General features: G+C 63.0%; 17 protein-coding genes and 3 pseudogenes. 14 read left to right on the plus strand and 6 right to left on the minus strand.

The window, feature by feature from the left end; all coding sequences use genetic code 11:
* Nucleotides 1–3: 3 nt before the first annotated feature.
* Both AB4Y44_RS14085 and AB4Y44_RS14090 read right to left on the minus strand, forming a co-directional pair.
* On the minus strand, nt 4–1,218 hold the full coding sequence (locus AB4Y44_RS14085) for an efflux RND transporter periplasmic adaptor subunit (RefSeq protein ID WP_368699935.1): 1,215 nt from the start codon (nt 1,216–1,218) through the stop codon (nt 4–6).
* A 10-nt stretch (nt 1,219–1,228) separates the two neighbouring features.
* On the minus strand, nt 1,229–4,438 hold the full coding sequence (locus AB4Y44_RS14090) for an efflux RND transporter permease subunit (RefSeq protein ID WP_368699936.1): 3,210 nt from the start codon (nt 4,436–4,438) through the stop codon (nt 1,229–1,231).
* 273 nt (nt 4,439–4,711) lie between these two features.
* Here AB4Y44_RS14090 and AB4Y44_RS14095 point away from each other — a divergent pair, with 273 nt between their 5' ends.
* Both AB4Y44_RS14095 and AB4Y44_RS14100 read left to right on the plus strand, forming a co-directional pair.
* A complete protein-coding gene (locus tag AB4Y44_RS14095; protein WP_368699937.1) occupies nt 4,712–5,014 on the plus strand; it encodes a DUF4148 domain-containing protein in 303 nt (100 codons plus the stop codon).
* A gap of 207 nt (nt 5,015–5,221) precedes the next feature.
* Entirely contained in the window at nt 5,222–5,407 is a 186-nt protein-coding gene (locus AB4Y44_RS14100; RefSeq protein ID WP_368699985.1) for a hypothetical protein, read from the plus strand.
* 82 nt (nt 5,408–5,489) lie between these two features.
* Here the strand turns inward: AB4Y44_RS14100 and AB4Y44_RS14105 are convergent, their stop codons facing one another.
* Both AB4Y44_RS14105 and AB4Y44_RS14110 read right to left on the minus strand, forming a co-directional pair.
* On the minus strand, nt 5,490–5,771 hold the full coding sequence (locus tag AB4Y44_RS14105) for a methyl-accepting chemotaxis protein (RefSeq protein WP_368699938.1): 282 nt from the start codon (nt 5,769–5,771) through the stop codon (nt 5,490–5,492).
* Nucleotides 5,746–6,995: pseudogene (locus AB4Y44_RS14110) on the minus strand (methyl-accepting chemotaxis protein). The gene AB4Y44_RS14105 and the pseudogene AB4Y44_RS14110 overlap by 26 nt, the downstream one beginning before the upstream one ends.
* A gap of 373 nt (nt 6,996–7,368) precedes the next feature.
* Here AB4Y44_RS14110 and AB4Y44_RS14115 point away from each other — a divergent pair.
* From AB4Y44_RS14115 to AB4Y44_RS14140, 6 genes are all read left to right on the plus strand, one after another.
* Nucleotides 7,369–7,635 (plus strand): LysR family transcriptional regulator, encoded by a 267-nt coding sequence (locus AB4Y44_RS14115; RefSeq protein ID WP_368699939.1) that lies wholly within the window; start codon nt 7,369–7,371, stop codon nt 7,633–7,635.
* Between the two features lie 205 nt (nt 7,636–7,840).
* Nucleotides 7,841–8,767 (plus strand): LysR family transcriptional regulator, encoded by a 927-nt coding sequence (locus AB4Y44_RS14120; protein ID WP_368699940.1) that lies wholly within the window; start codon nt 7,841–7,843, stop codon nt 8,765–8,767.
* Between the two features lie 484 nt (nt 8,768–9,251).
* Complete coding sequence (locus AB4Y44_RS14125) at nt 9,252–10,199, plus strand: cupin (RefSeq protein ID WP_368699941.1); 948 nt, start codon at nt 9,252–9,254, stop codon at nt 10,197–10,199.
* Between the two features lie 82 nt (nt 10,200–10,281).
* Entirely contained in the window at nt 10,282–11,625 is a 1,344-nt protein-coding gene (locus AB4Y44_RS14130; protein WP_368699942.1) for a chloride channel protein, read from the plus strand.
* Between the two features lie 210 nt (nt 11,626–11,835).
* Entirely contained in the window at nt 11,836–12,765 is a 930-nt protein-coding gene (locus tag AB4Y44_RS14135; RefSeq protein ID WP_368699943.1) for an NAD(P)-dependent oxidoreductase, read from the plus strand.
* Between the two features lie 163 nt (nt 12,766–12,928).
* A complete protein-coding gene (locus AB4Y44_RS14140) occupies nt 12,929–13,087 on the plus strand; it encodes a hypothetical protein (protein ID WP_368699944.1) in 159 nt (52 codons plus the stop codon).
* 29 nt (nt 13,088–13,116) lie between these two features.
* Here AB4Y44_RS14140 and AB4Y44_RS14145 read toward each other — a convergent pair whose 3' ends face one another.
* Together AB4Y44_RS14145 and AB4Y44_RS14150 are read right to left on the minus strand one after the other, a co-directional pair.
* On the minus strand, nt 13,117–13,311 hold the full coding sequence (locus AB4Y44_RS14145) for a hypothetical protein (protein ID WP_368699945.1): 195 nt from the start codon (nt 13,309–13,311) through the stop codon (nt 13,117–13,119).
* A gap of 150 nt (nt 13,312–13,461) precedes the next feature.
* Complete coding sequence (locus AB4Y44_RS14150; RefSeq protein WP_368699946.1) at nt 13,462–14,115, minus strand: hypothetical protein; 654 nt, start codon at nt 14,113–14,115, stop codon at nt 13,462–13,464.
* A 439-nt stretch (nt 14,116–14,554) separates the two neighbouring features.
* Here AB4Y44_RS14150 and AB4Y44_RS14155 point away from each other — a divergent pair, with 439 nt between their 5' ends.
* The 6 genes and pseudogenes from AB4Y44_RS14155 to phbB all read left to right on the plus strand — a co-directional run bounded on the left by AB4Y44_RS14155 (nt 14,555) and on the right by phbB (nt 18,734).
* Nucleotides 14,555–15,052 (plus strand): transposase, encoded by a 498-nt coding sequence (locus AB4Y44_RS14155; protein WP_368699947.1) that lies wholly within the window; start codon nt 14,555–14,557, stop codon nt 15,050–15,052.
* Nucleotides 15,028–15,384, plus strand: coding sequence for an IS66 family insertion sequence element accessory protein TnpB (gene tnpB, locus AB4Y44_RS14160; RefSeq protein WP_368699948.1), 357 nt, complete (start codon nt 15,028–15,030; stop codon nt 15,382–15,384). The genes AB4Y44_RS14155 and tnpB overlap by 25 nt, the downstream gene beginning before the upstream one ends.
* Before the next feature lie 81 nt (nt 15,385–15,465).
* Nucleotides 15,466–16,775: pseudogene (locus AB4Y44_RS14165) on the plus strand (IS66 family transposase); the annotation flags it as partial.
* A gap of 81 nt (nt 16,776–16,856) precedes the next feature.
* Nucleotides 16,857–16,994, plus strand: coding sequence for a transposase domain-containing protein (locus AB4Y44_RS14170; protein ID WP_368699981.1), 138 nt, complete (start codon nt 16,857–16,859; stop codon nt 16,992–16,994).
* A 114-nt stretch (nt 16,995–17,108) separates the two neighbouring features.
* Nucleotides 17,109–17,417 (plus strand): annotated as a pseudogene (locus tag AB4Y44_RS14175) (DDE-type integrase/transposase/recombinase); the annotation flags it as partial.
* Between the two features lie 573 nt (nt 17,418–17,990).
* Nucleotides 17,991–18,734 (plus strand): acetoacetyl-CoA reductase, encoded by a 744-nt coding sequence (phbB, locus tag AB4Y44_RS14180; protein ID WP_368685496.1) that lies wholly within the window; start codon nt 17,991–17,993, stop codon nt 18,732–18,734.
* The last annotated feature ends 304 nt before the right edge of the window (nt 18,735–19,038 follow it).

The raw sequence follows: 19,038 nt of genomic DNA on the forward strand, positions 1-19,038 counted from the left end.
CGGTTACGCTTTCGCTTGCGCAGCCGTCGAGGCTGCCGCCACGCGCACGCTCTGGCCGCTCGCAATGGCGTCGCCGGGATTGTTGATGACGCGATCGGTCGGCGCGAGTCCGGTGGCGATTTCCACATAGGTGCCGAAGTCGCGGCCGATGGTCACCTTGCGCAATTGCACCATGCTCTTTGCATCCACCACCGCGACGGTCACGCCGTCCGGGCGGAACAGCAGCGCACTCACGGGCAGTTCGAGCGCCGGCGCGGCCGCCGTGAGCGCGAGGTGCACCTGCGCGTAGGCGCCGGGCATCAGCGCGCCGTCGTGATTGTCCACATCGACTTCCACATGCAACGTGCGGCTCACGGGATCGATCACGTTCGAACTGCGCGCCACACTGGCTTCGAAGCGGCGGCCCGGATATTGCTGCGTCGTCAGCCAGACTGCCGTGCCTGGCGTGACGAGGCTCGCGTCGTCCTGAGGCACGTCCACGTACACGCGCAGCCGGTTGGTCTGCGAGAGATGGAACAGCTCGCCTGGCATCGTGGCGAGGCCGGGCGTGCCGCCCGCGGTGACGAGCGCGCCCACTTGCACGTTGCGCGCCGTAATGACGCCATCGAAAGGCGCCGTCACCTTCTGGTAGGAAACCAGCTCCTGCAGCCGCGCCACGTTGGCCTGCGCCGCCTGGAGCGTGGCCAGTTTCGCGGCGGCGTCGCTCGTTTTCGCCTGGGCGTCCTGCTCGGAGACCGATTGCGTCTGCAGCATCGTTTGCCAGCGCTGCGCCGTGCTGTTGGCGAAGCGATAGTTGGCCTGTGCGGTGGCTTCGTCGGCGCGCGCCTGCTGGAGTTGCGCATCGAGCTCGGGCGTGTCGATCTGCGCGAGCGTCTGACCCGCCTTCACGTGCGCGCCGATATCCGTGTACCAGTGCTGCACGTACCCGCTCGTGCGCGCGTAGATCGACGCGTCCGCCCAGGACATCACCGAGCCGGGCAGCAACAGGTCCTGCGTGGCGGGTGCGCGCGTGGGCGTGAGGGTGGAGACGATCAGCTCACGCTGCGCCGCGACCTGCTGCGCTTGCGCCGTGCGCGCCTGGAGGCGCGGGCCGATGCCCGCCGTGAGGAGCGCCGCGGCGATGGCGAGGCAGGTCAGGCCGACGACGACAGCCGAGCGACCTCGCGTTGCGGTTCGCGCCGCGGCATCGCGTTCTTCGTGCGGTGTCTGCGATTTCATTCTGGAATCCTTATTCAACGTGGGTGGTTGTATCGGCTTGCGCATCGTTGCTGGCATCGCGCGCGGCGCGGCGTTGCGCGAGCCAGCCATGCACCATGCCGAACACGACCGGCACGAACACGAGCGTGGAAAGCGTGCCGATCGCGAGGCCGCCGATCACGGCGCGCCCGAGCGGTGCGTTCTGTTCGCCGCCGTCGCCGAGACCCAGCGCCATCGGCAACATGCCGATCAGCATCGCGAGCGCCGTCATGAGCACCGGGCGAAAGCGGTTGAAGCCCGCATCGAGCGCGGCGGCGAGCGGCTCCATGCCCGCGGCGAGCGACTCGCGCGCGGTGTTGATGACGAGAATGCTGTTGGCCGTGGCGATGCCCATGCAGAGGATCGTGCCCGTGAGCGCCGGCACGCTGAGCGTGGTCTGCGTGACGAACAGCATCCACGCGATCCCGGCGAGCGAGGCCGGCAGACCGCTCACGATGATGAGCGGATCGAGCCACGACTGGAAATTCACGACCATCAGCAGGTACACGAGCGCGATGGCGAACACGAGGCCCGCTGCGAGGCCGCTGAACGAGGCGTTCATCGACTGCACCTGGCCGCGCATCACGATCGACGAGCCAGGCGGCAGTTGCGCGCGCGCGGCGTTCACGAGGCGGTTCACGTCGGAGGCGACGCCGCCCAGGTCGCGTCCCTGTGTCGACGCAAAGATGTCGAGCACGGGCTGCACGTTGTAGTGCGAGACCACGGCTTCCTGCGAGCTGCGCGAGACCGTGCCGAGCGTGCCAAGCTGGTTTTGCGGCGAGAACGTGACCGATTGCGACGTCGTCAGCGGAATATTGGCGAGTGTTTGCAGCGAATGGATATCGTATTGCGGCACCTCGGTCACGAGCGGATAGCTCACGCCGTTCTTCGGATCGAGCCAGAAGTTGGGCGTGGTTTGCGAGCTGCCCGAGAGCGCGATGAGCAGGTTCTGCGCCACGTCGTGCTGCGTGAGGCCCGCTTGCAGGGCCTTCGTGCGATCTACGTCGACGTTGATGGTGGGCTCGTCCCCGGGCTGCTGGATGCGCGCGTCGACGAGGCCGCGCACGCCACGCATCTGGTCGAGCAGATGATTCGCCACGACGCGGTTTTGCGCGAGCTTGTTGCCGACGATCTGCACGTCGATGGGCGCAGGCAGGCCGAAGTTCAGGATCTGGCTCACGATGTCGGCGGGCAGGAACGCGAAGGTCACGCCCGGAAACGAGGCGTTGAGCACGTTGCGCAGCTTCGCGACATATTGCGCGGTGGGTTTGTGCTTCGGCGCGAGCGTAACGAGGATGTCCGCGTCTTCGGGACCGATGGGGTCCGACGAGTCATATGTGAGGTTGATGCCGCTCACCGGCACACCGATGTTGTCGAGCACCGCGGCTTGTTCGGCGGGCGGAATCACGCTGCGGATTTTCGCTTCGACTTCGTCGGTAATGCGGGCCGTTTCCTCGATGCGCGTGCCGGTAGGCGCGCGCAGGTGCAGGCGGATTTCGCCGGTATCGACAGCGGGGAAGAAGTCGCGGCCGGTGAACGGCACGAGCACGAGCGAGCCGAGGCACAGCGCGACCCACAGCACCACGAAACGGCGGCGCTGCGCAATCGCCGCCTGAAGCAGCGCGCGATAGCGGTTGCGCACCGCTTCGAAGCGCCGTTCGAAGCCCGCCTGAAAGCGCGTCAACACACCGGCGATGCCGCGCCTGGGCGCAGCGTCAGGCTTGCGCGCACGCAGCAGATACATGGCGAGCGTGGGAATCAGCGTGCGCGAGAAGAAGTACGACGCGCACATCGCGAACACCACGGCCTCGGCGAGCGGCACGAACAGATACCGCGCCACGCCCGAAAGCAGGAACATCGGCACGAACACGATGCAGATGGAGAGCGTCGAGACGAACGTCGGCACGGCGATCTCGCCGGAGCCGTTGAGAATGGCGTCGTGCAGCGGCGCGCCGCGCTCAAGATGATGCGTGATGTTTTCGATAGCGACGGTGGCGTCGTCAACGAGGATGCCGACCGCAAGCGCGAGGCCGCCGAGGGTCATGATGTTGATGGTCTCGCCGAGCGCCGCGAGCGCGATGAGCGACGTGAGCACGGCGAGCGGAATCGTCACGGCGATGATGAGCGTGGCGCGCCAGCTGCCGAGAAAGAGCAGAATCATCGCGGCGGTGAGGCAAGCCGCAATGAGCGCCTCGCGCACCACGCCTGAGATCGCCGACTTCACGAACACGGACTGATCGGAGAGCGGCGTGATTTTGAGCGCGCTCGGCAGGCCCGCGGCGATCGTCGGCAGCATGGCCTTCACCTGCTGGATGATCGTGAGCGTCGAGGCGCTGCCGGTCTTTTCGACCGTAAGGAGTGCCGCGCGTTTGCCGCCCGCGCGCACGATGTTCGTTTGCGGGGCGTAACCGTCGATCACGTGCGCGACGTCGCGCACATACACCACGCTGCCATTCACGGTCTTGATGGGCAGGTCGTTGAGCGCCGCGACGGTTTGCGTGCTGCCGTTCATTTCCACGTTGTATTCGCGCGAACCGATCTTCGCCGTGCCGCCGGGCAGGATGAGGTTCTGTGCGTTCACGGCGTTGACGACGTCCGCGGGCGCGAGTCCTTTGGCCTGCAACGCTTTCGGGTCGAGCTGCACCATGATCTGGCGGATCTTGCCGCCGTAGGGCAGCGGCACGGCCGCGCCCTGGACGGTCGCGAGCTGCGTGCGGATGAAGCTGTTGCCGAGGTCGTAAAGCGACTGCTCGGGCAAGGTCGCGCTGGACAGGCCCAGTTGCAGCACTGGCACCGTGGAGGCGTTGTACGTGATGATGTTCGGCGGCAGCGTACCGGGCGGCAGCACGCGCAGGATCGAAGCAGAGTTCGACGCCGCCTCGGCAATCGCGCGGTTGATGTCGGCGCCAGGATGGAAGAACACCTTCACGACCGACACGCCGTTGAGCGACTGGGATTCGATGTGCTCGATGTCGTCCACGTCCGAAGTCAGCGCGCGCTCGTAGTTCGAGGTGATGCGGTGCGCCATGTCCTCGGCGGAGAAGCCGTTGTAGGTCCAGACGATGCTGACCACCGGGATATTGATGTTCGGAAAAATGTCCGTGGGCGTGCGCATGATGGCGAGCGGCCCGAGGATAAAGAGCAGTACGGCCAGCACGATGAACGTGTAAGGCCGTCTGAGAGCCAGTTTGACGATCCACATGACGGGGTCCGGGTTGAGGCGGGAGTGGCGCAAGTATCGGGAGGGCGCGCTTACCCGGTCCTGACCTCGACATTACGGATTTGTCATCTTTGCCGCGCAAGGACGCTAGCCGCCGGGGGCGCGCTGCGCCCAGATAACGAACTCGTAATCAGCAGGTCAGCTTTGGGTCAGCGCCGCGCGACCAGAATGCGTTCAACCTTCGCGACATTGCCGAGGGTGGCTGAGGCGGCATCCCTTCCCGATGCAGCGGCCATTCATTGAGAGGTGAACACCATGAAAGCACTCGTTTCCACATTGCTCGTTGCCTGCGCCCTGGCCGCTCCCGCTGCCGCTTTCGCACAGACCGCCACCCCCGCCGACCCGGCCAACGCGCCGGTCACGCGCGCCCAGGTGATCGACGATCTCGTGCGGTTGGAGCAGGCGGGGTATCGTCCTGTGGCCAAGGACAACGACTATCCCGACGACATCCAGCGCGCGGAGGCGATCGTCGCGCAGCAAGACGCACAGACGGCGCAGCACGCCGCACCGGCGAACAGCGCCGTAGGCGGCGTGGCGATGACGGGCAGCTCGGACTAGGGCGTGCCGGGTCTGGCTAGCGCTGTCGGCCGGTCGATTTATGCGGGGCACTGAGCAGGCGGGCGCGCGCCAGGCCTGGCGATAACGGTATCCGGACGTCAGCGGTGCGGCGTTCGTCAATGTTCACGTGGGCGGATGCGGGCTTGCCGTAATGCCGCGGTGGGAATCTCGCGCGAGGCATGCGGTAAGCCTGTTACCGACGACGCCTTGCCGCTCAACAAGCCGACCCTTAAGGAGTTGCGCGACTCGTGGCGTATGGTGCCGCTCGAAGAGCTACCGCTGCCGCGGCACTTGACGTTGTCGACGCGCGTGTGGATGGGCGTTCTGCGCACCTACCTCATCGTCGCAGTGGGGCTCGTCATCGTGAAGGTCGTGCAAATGGCCATTCACTAGAGCGAATAGGGCAGGCGCATGCCTGCCCCATTTTGCGAACGCGCCGATATCACGCTATCTCATGTAATGAGCGCCTCGCGCACTACCGACTGTCGAGCTTGAACATCTCTACGGAGTCGCGCAGCGCCTGAGCCTGTTCAACCATCGATTGCGCGGCCGCAGCGGCCTCTTCAACGAGCGCGGCGTTCTGTTCCGTCACCTGATCCGTCTGGCTCACAGCCAGGTTGACCTGTTCAATACCCGTGCTTTGCTCATGCGACGCAGCGGCGATTTCGCTCATGATGTCCGTCACCCGTTTGACGGACTGAACGACTTCCTGGATCGTGTTGCCGGCTTTCTCAACCAGTTGCGGGCCGACATCCACGCGTACACGATTCGCTAATGAGTTGCTTGACCTCCCGAGCGGCCGTCGCGCTGTGTTGCGCGAGCGTGCGGACCTCGCAGGCCACCACGGCAAAGCCTCGACTGCTGCATTGAGCACGAGGATGTTGGTCTGAAATGCGATGCCCTCGATCACTCTGACGATATCGGCGACCTTGGCGGAACTGCCGGAAATCTCGCGCATGGTCTCGACCACGCGGGCGACCTCTTCTCCGCCGCGCACTGCGACCGCCGATGCGGTGCTCGCAAGCGTGCTCGCCTGGTGAGCATTGTCCTCGTTCTGCCGGACCGTCGCGGTCAGCTCTTCCATGCTCGATGCCGTTTCTTCGAGCGAGGCCGCTTGGTCTTCCGTATGCTGCGACAGGTCGGTGTTTCCTGTCGCCACCTGCCCGGTGGCGGCGGCAATCGACAACCCTGCTTGCTTGACTCCGCCGACGAGCGTCGCCAGCTTACTGATTGCCCGCACCGACTCGGCCAGATCGCCGAGTTCGTCGTGGCTCTTCACATCGATCCGCATACGCAGGTCACCCTGCGCCAAGGCATGCGCACCGTCGACCACTCGTTGCAAGGGGCGAACGATCGAACGCGTCCCCATAGTGCACAGTACCAACGCCACGACGAACGCTAGTGCGCCCGCGCCCCACAGGATGGCGCGCGCCATGTCATATGCGTCGCTGGTGCTTTTCGCGGGGCTGTCCATCAAGCCCTGGGCCAAATTCAGAAACTCGTCTTGCTGCTGCAAAAAGGCGATTCGGGCCGACCTTGCCTTCGCGAGCGCGGCGCGCGCCGCCGCAATGTCGTGCGCCGCCAACTCGGCAAACACGGACTTCGTTGCTTCCTGATGAAGCTCACGCGCCTGGAGCAGGCGGTCGAAGCTAGCGTGGCCGGCGGCCGTCGTGAGCAGACGAGGGATGGCTTGATAGATCGGGGTGAGCTGATCGCAAATTTCCTGCACCTGTTCGAGCGCGACTTGTTGTGCTTCAGGTGAGGGTTCGTCGAGCGCTGTGTAAAGCAAGACCGTTCGTTGGAGCGTCGCTGCTCGAATCGCGTTCACCAGCTTCAGCTCTTGGGCGCGAATGCTGACGATGGTTTGTGTCGTTGCGCTCATGCGCGCCATCTGCGCGGTGGCTGTCACGCAAATCGCGAGCAGAAAAACCAGAACCACACCGAATGTAGCCATTAGTCGTTCACCAATCTTGAGCTTCATGCTTCATCACCTTTTTTAGTTCGCGAGAGAATTGGCGGGGCTTATGGCGGCGTTCCCCGGCCTTACGTCGGCGTGCACCACGAAAGGAGCGCACACGTGGATGGTGCGTTCATGCACGACGCGGCGCGGTGTGATTGCCGCGAAAATGATTCGCATCTGCGTGACGTACCTCGGATTTCGGCTTGCGTTTCCAGCGTTGGCCGGGCGCGGAATGCCCGCAACAAAAAAGGAGATTTGCGGCAAGGGGACTAGGCGAGTCCGGCGCACGGGTGCCAGCATAAGCTTGGCGCCAGGTGTTGGCCGCCGTGTTTGCGCCGATCAGGCAGGTAGTTATCGCCGCAGGGGAGCAATGCGAGCTTGGAGGACGCATGAGATGAACTACTATGCAGCGGTTCGAGCCTTTCTGCTGGTTTCCGAGGTGGGCAGCTTCAATCTCGCTGCACAGCGGCTGTCCATCGAGGCTTCCACGGTCTCCCGCTACATCGCCAACCTCGAAAGTGATCTGGGTATCGTCCTCTTCTATCGTTCCGCGCGGGGCGTCGAACTGACCGACAGTGGCGCTATGTTCAGAGAACGAGTGAATGTTGCCTTTCGCGGCGTCGGCGAGGCTCGTCGCGCTGTTTCAGACCGTGCGCGGTGATATGGATGGAAGTCGAGCCTGCGTAGCTGACCGGTCAGGTCAGCCCTCGGGGAAAAATCAGCTTTGCAAAAAAGGGATAGCCTCGGTGCGCGCGGCGTCGTACACTCGGCTCGCAAGGCACCGCCGGCAGGCCGCTATCGCTCATTTCAGACGGTAGCTGCGTTGCGCCTGCCTCGGTGCGCCCCGTTTTTTGGACGCCGATCTGATGGACTATTTTTCCGCGATGCGGGCGTTTCGCTACGCAGCCGAACTGGGCAGCCTGAGTCAGGCTGCCGCGAAGCTCGGTGTCAAAACCTCCACCGTTTCCCGTTGCATCACCGACCTCGAGCAGGATCTGGCGGTCGCGCTCTTCAACCGGTCCACACGCGGCCTGGTTCTGACCGAAGGCGGCCGTGTGTTCTACGAGCAGGCGCTGCAGGTGTTGAAGAGCCTCGATGAGGCGCGGGCGGTCACGGCGGCCTTGAACAGTTCGCCGCGCGGCCTCTTGCGGGTGACCATGCCCACTGCGTTCGGCAGGCGTCACATCATTCGTCATCTGCCCGAGTTCATGGAGCGTTTCCCCAAGATCGACGTCGACGCCGTGATGACCGACGACGTCGTCAAGATCATCGACTCAGGCATCGATCTGGCGATCCGGATCGGTGCATTGCCGGACTCGCAGCTCATGGCGCGCCGGCTGGCGCAGCACCGCCGCGTCGTCTGCGCCAGTCCGCGGTACGTGGCGCGGTATGGCGCGCCGGCTTCTCCCGAGGAGCTGTCGACGCACGTGACGTTGCGCTTTCCGCTCGCGGCGGACGACCGCTGGATCTTCGTCGACCGGTCCGCCGGACCCGACGCCAGTCAAATCCCGGTTCGTATCGATGGCCGAATCCGCGCGGACGACACGGACTCGCTGCTCGACCTCGCCGTCGCCGGTTGCGGCGTCGCCCTGCTGCCAACCTGGGCGATCGGCGAGGCGGTGCAAGCCGGGCAGCTGGTCAGGTTGCTCCGGGAGTGGGAGGTCCAACCCACGCCCGCGGTGCCCGCTATCTGGGCGGTCTATCCGCCCAAGAAGACAGTGTCGACGAAGGTGCGCGCCTTCATCGACTTCTATGCGGAACTATTCAGCAAGGAAAGCTACTGGGAGGTTTGAGCCGCGCCGCCACGCTCGGGCGGTGGTTTATTGCATCGGCGGTGCACCGAAGGACCCGGCAGCGTTGAATGGGCCCCGTCACATGCGTCTTCGCGACTTGCTCGCGCGACGTCGTTCCTGGGCGAAGACCTGCAGTCCCCCCCGATCTGATGAGCCTGATAGCCGCCGCCGATCATCGATTCTGATGTTCAGTTGGCGCTCAACACGACGGCCGCGCCGCGCGCGGACAGGCTGCGGTACGCGTGCTTGGTGCTGCGCAGCGTGCGACGAAGTGATGCGCTCGAACTGGCCTTGGCAGAACGCGATCCTGACAAAGCGTAGCGCCGGCTCGCCCGTGGCCTTATCCCCTTTGCGCAAAGCTGATTTTTCTTCGCCGCGGTTCTGGCCGGCCGTCAACCTTCCTATAGTGAAGTTGACGCTGCGTTCTTCTGTCGCGGCGCGCTGTGTCCCGAACCGTAGTTCAACGTTACTTAGGGTGCCTACCATGCTCGACAAAACCGCAGTTTCTACCGTTCGTCTCGATGACGAGGCCGCAACGCGTGACGCCGAATACTTCGAATACACCAGCTCGGCCAACCCGATCGGCGCGAAACTGATCTCGCGCGTGCCATATCATTGGTTCCTCTCGGAACTCTACGACAGCGGCTCGACGCGTATCGTGCCGCTCGATCTCTCGAAGGCACTGGGCGTCGATTACCCGGCAACGGGCCCCGGCCTGCTGGCGAATTTCCTGCGCATCGAAGCGGGCGAGAAGCTTTCGGTCAATCCGAACGCCACGTCGCAGGTCTTTTATGTGCTGGAAGGCAGTGGCACGGTCTCGCAGGGCGACTCGGCGTTCAGCTTTGGCACCGGCGACTTCTTCGCGCTGCCCGGCGGTGACGAGGCTGTGCTGGCCGCGGATGCCACGGCGCGCATCTACTACGTCAACGATGGCCCGCTGCTCAGCTACCTGGGAACCCGCGTGTCGCGCCAACGCTTCGCGCCCACGCTCTATCCGGCCGCGCGCGCAAAGGCTGAACTCGACAAGGTCGCGGCAGCCCCCGGCGCAAGCCAGCGCAACCGCGTCAGCGTGCTGCTCGGGAACGCGAATTTTCCGCAAACGCGCACGGTTACGCACTCGATGTGGGCCATGTTCGGTGCGGTAGCGCCGCAATCCATGCAAAAGCCGCACCGCCATGAGTCGATCGCACTCGACTTCATTCCGGATTGTAAGCCCGGTGTCTACACGCTGGTTGGCACGGAAGTCGACGAGGAAGGCAACATCATCGATCCGGTACGCGTTGACTGGAAGCCGGGGATGGCATTCGTCACGCCTCCGGGGTACTGGCATGCGCACTTCAACGAGTCGGACGAAGTCGCCTACGTCATTCCGCTTCAGGATGCCGGTCTGCAGACCTACCTGCGCTCGCTCGACATTCGCTTTGCGCGCTAAGGCGTGACGCAAGCGGACGAGATGTTCGTCGCGCCCGCCTTGCGTGGCTCGTACCATTCCTTCGTTCCGACGCATTGCAGTGATGACTTCAGGTTCCAGTAACGCGCTACGTGGCTATGTGAGGCTTGTCGTGGCTAGCGCGCTCACCGGCGTGGGCGCCGGGCTCGGTGGCATGATGCTGGCGCTGTTGCTTCATGAAATCCAGCATCTGGCATATGGTTATAGTGTCTGTCGAATAGTAAGTAAGGAATCCTTTTTAAGTGGTGTCGCTGACGCGTCGCCTGCGCGACGCTTCGAGGCGCTCGTGCTCTGCGGCCTCGTGGCCGGTTTCGGCTGGTGGGCGCTCTACCGCTGGGGACGCCCGCTGGTCAGCATCAAGCAGGCGCTGACTGCCGGCGTTCCACGCATGCCGGTTCCGAGCACCATCGTGCATGCCTTGCTGCAGATCGTGACGGTCGCATTGGGCTCGCCTCTCGGGCGGGAAGTCGCACCGCGAGAGATCGGCGCGCTGTGGGGAGGCTGGCTCGCGCGGCGAGCGGGGCTGTCGCTCGCGGATCAGCGCGTTCTGGTGGCATGTGGAGCGGGCGCCGGGCTCGCAGCGGTCTACAACGTGCCATTGGGCGGAGCGCTCTTTGTGCTCGAAGTGCTGCTGGGTAGTTTCGAATGGCGGCTCGCGGTGCCGGCCCTCGTGACTTCTTCGCTGGCCGCGGTCACGGCGTGGGTCGGGCTCGGCAATGAACAGCAGTACAGCGTTGCACAACTGACGCTTGGAGCGCCACTCGTGGTGTGGTCCGCGATGGCAGGGCCGGTGTTCGGGGCGGCGGCATGGGGCTTTGTCCAGCTCACGAGCGCTGCGCGTGCCCACGCGCCGAAGGACTGGCGTCTGCCTGCTCTCTCGGTGCTCAATTTCGCGGTGATCGGTGTTCTCGTCATCTACTACCCGCAGTTGGCGGGCAATGGCAAGGGCCCGGCAGCCCTCGCGTTCGACAGCCATCTCACCATCGGACTGGCAGCCACGCTGCTCGTGCTGAAAGTGGCAATCGAAGCGTCGAGTCTGCGCGCGGGCGCCGAGGGCGGCCTGCTCACGCCTGGGCTTGCGAATGGCGCGTTGCTTGCCATCGTGCTGGGCGGACTGTGGAACATGCTCTGGCCGGGAACCTCCGCAGGCAGTTTCGCCATGGTCGGAGCGAGCGCCTTTCTCGCCGCCTCCATGCAAATGCCGCTTACGGCAATCGTGCTCATGCTCGAGTTCACTCGCGTGAATCAAGATGCGCTGGTTCCGATGCTCCTGTGCATCGTGGGCTCGGTATCGACATTCAGACTGATGTCGAAAGCGCTGGCCGGGAGCGCGAGTCCGGCGTCTAAGAGCCAGGGTGCGAGCGCGAAGTCCGCGCTCGAAAAGGCGCCTGTGCTTCACAACGAATGAGCAGGGCGACGCATATGCGCATCCGCTCGGGGGGCGCCGGTTCTCCCATGCCTGCAAAACAGTCTTGTCGGGCCGGACTTTCGGACGCGGCCTGCCTTTGACAACATATTCCGTAGCGGCACGATGCGGCTGACATTCGCGCGAACGGGCGGTGGAGTTCAGGGCGAATCCCGCGGGACGAGCCGACCTCAATTTGTTTTGGAGTATGAAATGATTATGGTTTCAAAGCATGATTCCCAAGACGGAAACGTCGAGTCCGCAGCGAGCGCACCGGCCACGGTGGGCGTGGTGGGCGCCGGGAGGATGGGCGCGGCGTTCGCCGGCAATCTGATCGAGGACGGCTTGTCCGTGGTGGTGTTCGACCGCAACCGGGCATGCGCCGAGGCGGCGGTGCGCGGCAATGCTGTGGCGACTGACGACTGGGCAGCGCTCGCGGCATGCGACGTGATCATCAGCATGGTGCCTGACGACGATGCGGCGAAGGAAGTGGCGGCGCATCTCTCGACGGTGCTCGCCAAGGGAGCCGTGCACATTTCGATGAGCACGATCAGCCCCGACGCGGCGGGCGCGCTTTTTGACCTGCATCGCGAGCACGGTCAGGGATACGTGTCGGCCCCCGTTCTGGGCAACCCGGATCTCGCCAAGGCGCGCAGGCTCTATGTGCTCGCCGCTGGTGAAGACGCAACGCTCGCGCGTTGCATGCCGCTGCTCGAACGGCTCGGCCAGCGCGTCTTTCTGCTGGGCGAGCAACCGGGGCTAGCGAATGCGTTCAAGCTCGCAGGCAACGTACTGACCGCAGCCACGATGCAGAGCATGGGCGAGGTGCTCGCGTTCCTTCGCAAAGCGGGCATCGATCAAAAAGCGGCCTTTGACGTGCTGACCGAGTCGCTGTTCGACGGCAAAGTGCACAAGGCTTATGGCGGAAAGATCGTCGATGAGCGGTATTCCCCGCCGGGCATGACCGTGCCCCTCGCAGTCAAGGATTTGCGCCTCGCGCTGAGCCATGCCGAAAAGGTGGGGGCACCGATGCCCGTGGCGAGCGTCGTGCGCGATCGCCTCGTGGCGGTTTCGGCGCGCGGCTGGGACGCGCTCGACTGGTCGGCGCTTGGTAAGCTGGCTGCGTTCAGCGCCGGCCTCTGAGCCGACGCCGCGGGCTGCGGTGTGGCAGCCGCACGACTCGCACCCGCGACGGCTGGGGCGGCGCCGTGCGGCTTGCCGCCCGCAGCCCCGCCCACGAACGCGGGTGAGGGGCATGTGGCAGCCAACGGCGCGGCACTGATGCTTCCAACGAATTTGCAAGATCATGGATACGAGAAGCCCGGCGCACCCGCTGGCCGTGCGGATGTGGATCATCTGCGGCTGGGTGCTTGCCGTCAATGGAATTGATCAGGTTCGCGTCAAATTGCGGAAGCGGAAGCGTTGCGAGACGATCCGGCTAGCAGCGACGTTTATCGACAGGTGATTCCACGTTTGGGCAACGCGCTGGTGCCGTCACACCGCAATGTTGTTGTGCCGCAGGGAACGCGCCCCCTGACGCACGGCGAGCACGAACAGAATCCCGATGGTGCTGCCGAGCGCGACATCGATGAGGCGTGCGTCCGCGCGGAGCCAGGCGTGGCCCGAAATGACGATCGCGGCTGCATGCATCGCACACCCCACGCCGAACGCCACCGCGATGGAAAGCAACGAGCTCCAGTGCGATCGCGATCTCGATCGCATTGGCGAGCGCGTGGCTATGCGGCAAAAGCATCGCCACCATCACGCCCGCCGGCACACCGACAATGGTGCCCGCCAGGCGGTCACGCCACTTTAAGCGCGCCGATTTCCAGTCACCTGTCACAACACTGGAGGCTGACAGACGAACCACTCCTGATAGGACATCGGATGCCATGCCACCAAGGCGGACGCCAATCCCACCGCGAGCACCCCGGCAACGATCGCCTCACGCCGCCCCGGTGAAGGCGGCTCGCTGACCAACCATAGCGCCAGCCAGCCGTGCTCGGAGCGTGGTTCACGCTGCATGGCGTAGCTGACGATCGAGGCGACAATGACGGGCAGCGTTGCGGCCAGCGCGTAGGGCATGGCCGCTATGCCGGCGTTCAGATACGCTTGGCCATGCGCCTCGCGCGCCGTTTCGCAGCCGAAGTACATGACAGGAATGAACGCAAAAAAGCCGGTCCAGCGCATCTCGCTGCCACCGGCGAGCAAGCTCGCACATGCGGCCGCAAGCAGCACAAAGACGCCGATATACGCGGCGGGTGTGCCATAAGAGGCGTTCACGGCCACGAAGGCCACGCCAATCGCGAACGCGTAGAGCACGGCACCAAGCGGCGCCAGACGTCCGCGCTCTACCGCCACAAACGCAGACACAGTGACGACCAGTACGCTCAGCCATTTGGTGTCACCCGTCACCCGCTCGACGACAAAAATCGGCACGAGCAACGCGGCTGCGCGTAACAACATATTCCAGTTAATCAAACGACTCAGCATTTCCCGACGTATTTCTGTAGCGATGGGAGTGCCGCCAGGCGTCCGTTGATTCGGTCGCTGCAACGGTACCTTGCAAACGGATTCGGTGCCCTGGCGCGTGGCAGTACGTGACTCGGGTAGCGCAGCGGGCGCCGAAACGTCGGTCGAGGTTGACGCAGGAAACGCAATCGTGAAGTTGCGTTTTGCGCTGTTTCATGCGCCCACGCTCCCAAATTGTGAGCTTGTCTGCGTCTCGCCGCCCTCGATCCAAATGCCCGCCGGTGGCTTTGACATATACCGCCGTGAGGCTGAAAGGGATGTCGGCATTGAGCGTGCCGAACATTCGAAGGCGGTCCCGCAACGGCGATCAAACGTAAGCGGTCGAGCAACGACGCCCTTCCAATGAGCGGCTGAAGGTCTGAACCTAAGTGTCCGCGTGGACACATGCACTCAGACCGCAATGAACGAGAATCGAGACCTTCGCAGCAGGCTGGTGGTTGGCCAGAAACGGGATGGACGTCGCGAATTCAATGAGGATGCTGTTCGGGAACTGGTCACCTTGTGCCTGAAGCCGGGCGTGTCGATCGCGCGTGCCGCTATGGACCACGACGTCAACCCGAACCAGTTGCGCCGATGGATCGCACGGTATCAGCCACAGATCCTGCACGGTTCCCGGGAGCCGGACCCAATGGTCGTCGACGGCGTGTCGATCGACATTTGCGCGCCGCCAGTCAAGGATTCCGCGAAGGCAAATACCTTACCGGCGTTTGTGCCCGTCGTCCCAGCCCCACTGTTGTCGTCGATGGCGTCTACTCCGATTCCATCGATGACGATCGCGCTGCACGTTCGGTTACCTAACGGTGTCGAACTCAGCTTCGACGAGGCTGGCGTGGAGGAGATCACGACGATCATCCAGCTGCTCGGGAGGCTGCCGTGTTCCGGTTTGACGAAGGCCTGAACGTCTATCTGCACCGCGATCCCGTCGACTTCCGATTCGGGATGAACAGCCTGTCAATTCTCGTGGAGCAGGCAATGGGCCTCAACCCGATGGATTCTTCGCTCTACGTGTTCACGAATAGACGTTGCGATCGTATCAAGATCCTGGGTTGGGATCACAACGGATTCTGGCTATTACTCAAGAGAATTGAGGAACAGGACCGCTTCGTGTGGCCCGACAGCAGCACCGGGGTCGTCACGCTCGACGTGGAGCGCTTGCAGTGGCTACTAAAGGGCGCCGACGTTGCCGCGCTTCGGCGACATCCGCGACGACACTATGCGCGTGTGAGTTGAACATGACGTCGGCGTCCCGGTCCAAGCAACATGCCGATCAACGTCACCCTATCTGCGGACGAGCTCAAGGCACTCCTGGCGATGCGCGAGGAGCACGCCGCGCTTCAGCGGGAACGTGACGAACTGCGCAGCTCGCTGCTCCTCGTGACAGCGGAGCGCGATCTTGCCGAGGAACGACTTCGCGCTTACCGACGCGAGTTGTTTGGCGCAAAGAGCGAAGCCCGGGATTCCGATCAGCTCGGCCTGTTCAACGAAGCAGAAGTGCTCGGCGCGGGCCGCATGCCCGCCCACGAAGACACGCCGGAATCGACGGTCTCGGCACACATGCGCAAGAAACGTGGCCATCGCACTCCGCTCGATCCCAATCTGCCGCGCGACGTTGTGCGGCACGAATTGCCCGAAGCCGAGCGTTTCTGCATGAACGACGGACATGCGCTCGTCGAGTTTGGCGTGGAGATCAGCGAGCAGCTCGACGTCATTCCAGAGCAGCTCCGCGTGATCCAGCACCAGCGCATCAAGTATGCGTGCCCCTGCTGCGATCTCGGTATCAAGGTCACGCCGGCGCCGGCACGCATCATCCCTCGCGGACTCCTGAGCGAATCCGCGCTCGCATGGATAGCAACCGGCAAGTATCAGTTCGGGATGCCACTCTATCGTCAGGCCGGCCTGCTGCGTCGATTCGGCGGCGACATCTCGTCGAACACTATCGCTGCCAGCATGGTCCGCGTCGGTCTCGCGGCGCAGCCCGTGATCAACCTGCTGCGCGACACGCTGCTTGACGCTGGACTGATCTATTGCGACGAGACGACGCTCCAGGTGCTGAAAGAGGAAGGCCGCCGGCCACAAACGACGAGCTACCTGTGGGCGCAGATGACGGGTTCGGGTGTGCCGATCCGTTGCTTCACCTATACACCGGGGCGCGGCACAAAGCTCGCTGACAGGTTGTTCACTGGAAACCGGTCAGGCGCGGTCATGATGACCGACGGGTACGAACCCTACAACGAAATCGCCAAGCGCTACCAGCTCGTGCACCTTGGATGTTGGGTTCACGTGAGACGGTACTTCATCAAGGCAGAAGATAGCGTGCCCAAGGCGGCTCGAACACCCGGCCTGCTTGCGACGCGCTTCCTCAGATTGATCGGCAAGCTGTTTGCCGCCGAAGCACGGAGCGAGACGTGGTCTGCGCAGCGACGACAGCGGTTGCGACGACGATACAGCGCGCGCGTGCTCGATGCAATCCACACGCTGATGATCGAGCAGTCACCTGGTGTCGTCCCCAAAAGTCTACTTGGCAAGGGGCCACCTATCTGCGCGCGCAATGGCCAAAGCTGATCCGTTACATCGAGAACGGTGATTGGGCTGTTAGCAACAATCCTTGTGAAAATGCGATTCGCCCATTCTGCCTGGGACGCCGCTCCTGGCTGTTCAGCGACACAGTTGACGGCGCGAACGCAAGCGCAAACCTCTATACCTTGGTCGAAACGGCAAAGGCCAACGGTATCGATCCCTACCGCTACCTCACGTGGCTGTTCCAGCGTCTGCCTCTAGCGAAGACGGCCGATGACTATGACGCGTTGCTGCCTTGGCGTATGCCCGTCGATCTCCGCTGACTCGTACCAATTCCCCATACCTCACGCCTTCGACCGTCTCACTCTGAGAGACGTCGTTCGTGGACCGCATACGATCAAACAGCCCATGCATGCCGCGCGTGGGGGTGGCGCGCCATCACGCTGCGCAGCTATGCCACCTCACACCGCGCGGTGCGTGAGATGAAGGAAGACGGCCTCATGCCTGAAGACACCGAGGTTCGATCGTCGAAGTATCTCAATAATCTGATCGAACAAGACCATCACAACATCAAGTCCCGGATGTCTGTCATGCTCGGCTTCGAACGTTTCAGAAGCGCAACGATTGTGGCGGCCGGCATCGAGTTGATGCAACGCATTCGCGAAGACCAGTTCAACCTTGAGAAGCTCGGCCACAACAATTCCGCTGCACCCGTAATTTGCAATGCGGTCCTTTCGATTCGATAAGAATTCGCCTACGCCGTTCGCGCAATTGTCTTTTGCGACTAAGGGTCTACTGACTGGCGTCGGAAATAGATATTTTTGCGAAGTCGCCTTTATTCGCACGGGAAGCATCCAGCGCCGGGAGCCTGAATGCCCGTAAGACGCTATGTCACATTGTTTTCGGAAATCTTGATAATCGGGTCCGCTGCAAGCGATTTGCATGGCGCCTTAACGGGTAAGTCAATGTAATAAAAGACGCATAAAACAAGGGTTTTTACTTGATACGATTTTTTCATTGTCGAACGGATTCTTGAGCAACCACGTTGGTACGCGGTGCATACGATTTTTTCCAGCTTCGCTGTGGAACGACGGCGACATGCGCATGGCGCTCGCGCTCGAGCACGACTGAGCCGTTTTGGATCAATGGAGGGTTTGCCCGCCAAGATTCGCGCAGATTAGCCGCACACAACAAGCAGCGCAATCTTGGTCGCGACGTCTTCGCGTAGCGTGCGAGGACGCCTGGCCATCTGGGACGTGGCCGCCGCAGAACTAGGTGCCATGTGACTTGTCGTAATTTTTCTCTCGCGGATAAAAACGATGACTATTCGTATTGCATTGGTAACGGGTGGAATGGGTGGTCTCGGCGAGGCTATCAGCGTGCGGTTGAACGACGCCGGCTACAAAGTCGTCGTCACGCACTCGCCGGATAACGCAGGCGCAAAGGAGTGGCTGGCCAGAATGAAGGAAACGGGCCGCGACTTCACCGCATACTCCGTCGACGTCGCCGACTACGACTCGTGCCAGCGCGGCGCGCAGAAGATACAGAATGAGTTCGGCGGTGTCGACATTCTGATCAACAACGCCGGTATCACGCGCGACATGACCTTCAAGAAGCTCGACAAGGTCAACTGGGATGCGGTTCTGCGCACGAACCTCGATTCGGTCTTCAACATTTGCAAGCCGATGTGCGAAGGTATGGTCGAGCGCGGTTGGGGGCGTATCATCAATATTTCGTCTGTGAACGGCTCGAAGGGTTCCGTCGGCCAGACCAACTATGCGGCAGCGAAGGCCGGGATGCACGGCTTCACCAAGTCGCTCGCGCTGGAAGTCGCCCGTAAGGGCGTGACGGTGAACACGATCTCACCGGGCTATCTTGCGACGAAGATGGTCACCGCGATCCCACAGGACATCCTCGATACGAAGATCCTGCCGCAGATCCCGATGGGCCGCCTCGGCAAACCGGAGGAAGTCGCCGCGCTTGTGCTGTTCCTGTGCTCGGAGGACGCGGGCTTCCTGACCGGTGCGAATATCCCCATCAACGGCGGTCAGCACATGCAGTAATCACGGGTGTGCGGCCTTGATGTCAGAGAGGACGTCAAGGCTGGCTTTTCAATGTTGCGCACATTCTCACGGCCTCATGATGTCCCCTTGCGCGCGGCGTAATTACACAGGCACTGCTGCTAACTTGGGGAATGGGGATGGCTGAAACGTGGATCGGTCTTGCGATCGGCATTTCGACACTCGCCGTCGCGCTGCCCATGGCGCTTGCTCTCGGCTGGCACGAAAGATACCGGGCGCGGGTGTTCAGGAATCTCAGGAGTGAGGTGTCTCCTCGCGTGGAGTCAGCGGATCCGCATCGGTGAAG

Origin of the sequence: Paraburkholderia sp. BR10937, assembly GCF_040965695.1 — a bacterium.
GTDB lineage: Bacteria > Pseudomonadota > Gammaproteobacteria > Burkholderiales > Burkholderiaceae > Paraburkholderia.

Excerpts from the sequence above, each read along its gene's own strand:
- AB4Y44_RS14085 (WP_368699935.1), bottom strand. The coding sequence starts at position 1,218 with ATGAAATCGCAGACACCGCACGAAGAACGCGATGCCGCGGCGCGAACC.
- AB4Y44_RS14090 (WP_368699936.1), bottom strand. The coding sequence starts at position 4,438 with ATGTGGATCGTCAAACTGGCTCTCAGACGGCCTTACACGTTCATCGTG.
- AB4Y44_RS14095 (WP_368699937.1), top strand. The coding sequence starts at position 4,712 with ATGAAAGCACTCGTTTCCACATTGCTCGTTGCCTGCGCCCTGGCCGCT.
- AB4Y44_RS14115 (WP_368699939.1), top strand. The coding sequence starts at position 7,369 with ATGAACTACTATGCAGCGGTTCGAGCCTTTCTGCTGGTTTCCGAGGTG.
- AB4Y44_RS14120 (WP_368699940.1), top strand. The coding sequence starts at position 7,841 with ATGGACTATTTTTCCGCGATGCGGGCGTTTCGCTACGCAGCCGAACTG.
- AB4Y44_RS14125 (WP_368699941.1), top strand. The coding sequence starts at position 9,252 with ATGCTCGACAAAACCGCAGTTTCTACCGTTCGTCTCGATGACGAGGCC.
- AB4Y44_RS14130 (WP_368699942.1), top strand. The coding sequence starts at position 10,282 with ATGACTTCAGGTTCCAGTAACGCGCTACGTGGCTATGTGAGGCTTGTC.
- AB4Y44_RS14135 (WP_368699943.1), top strand. The coding sequence starts at position 11,836 with ATGATTATGGTTTCAAAGCATGATTCCCAAGACGGAAACGTCGAGTCC.
- AB4Y44_RS14140 (WP_368699944.1), top strand. The coding sequence starts at position 12,929 with ATGGATACGAGAAGCCCGGCGCACCCGCTGGCCGTGCGGATGTGGATC.
- AB4Y44_RS14150 (WP_368699946.1), bottom strand. The coding sequence starts at position 14,115 with ATGCTGAGTCGTTTGATTAACTGGAATATGTTGTTACGCGCAGCCGCG.
- AB4Y44_RS14155 (WP_368699947.1), top strand. The coding sequence starts at position 14,555 with ATGAACGAGAATCGAGACCTTCGCAGCAGGCTGGTGGTTGGCCAGAAA.
- phbB (WP_368685496.1), top strand. The coding sequence starts at position 17,991 with ATGACTATTCGTATTGCATTGGTAACGGGTGGAATGGGTGGTCTCGGC.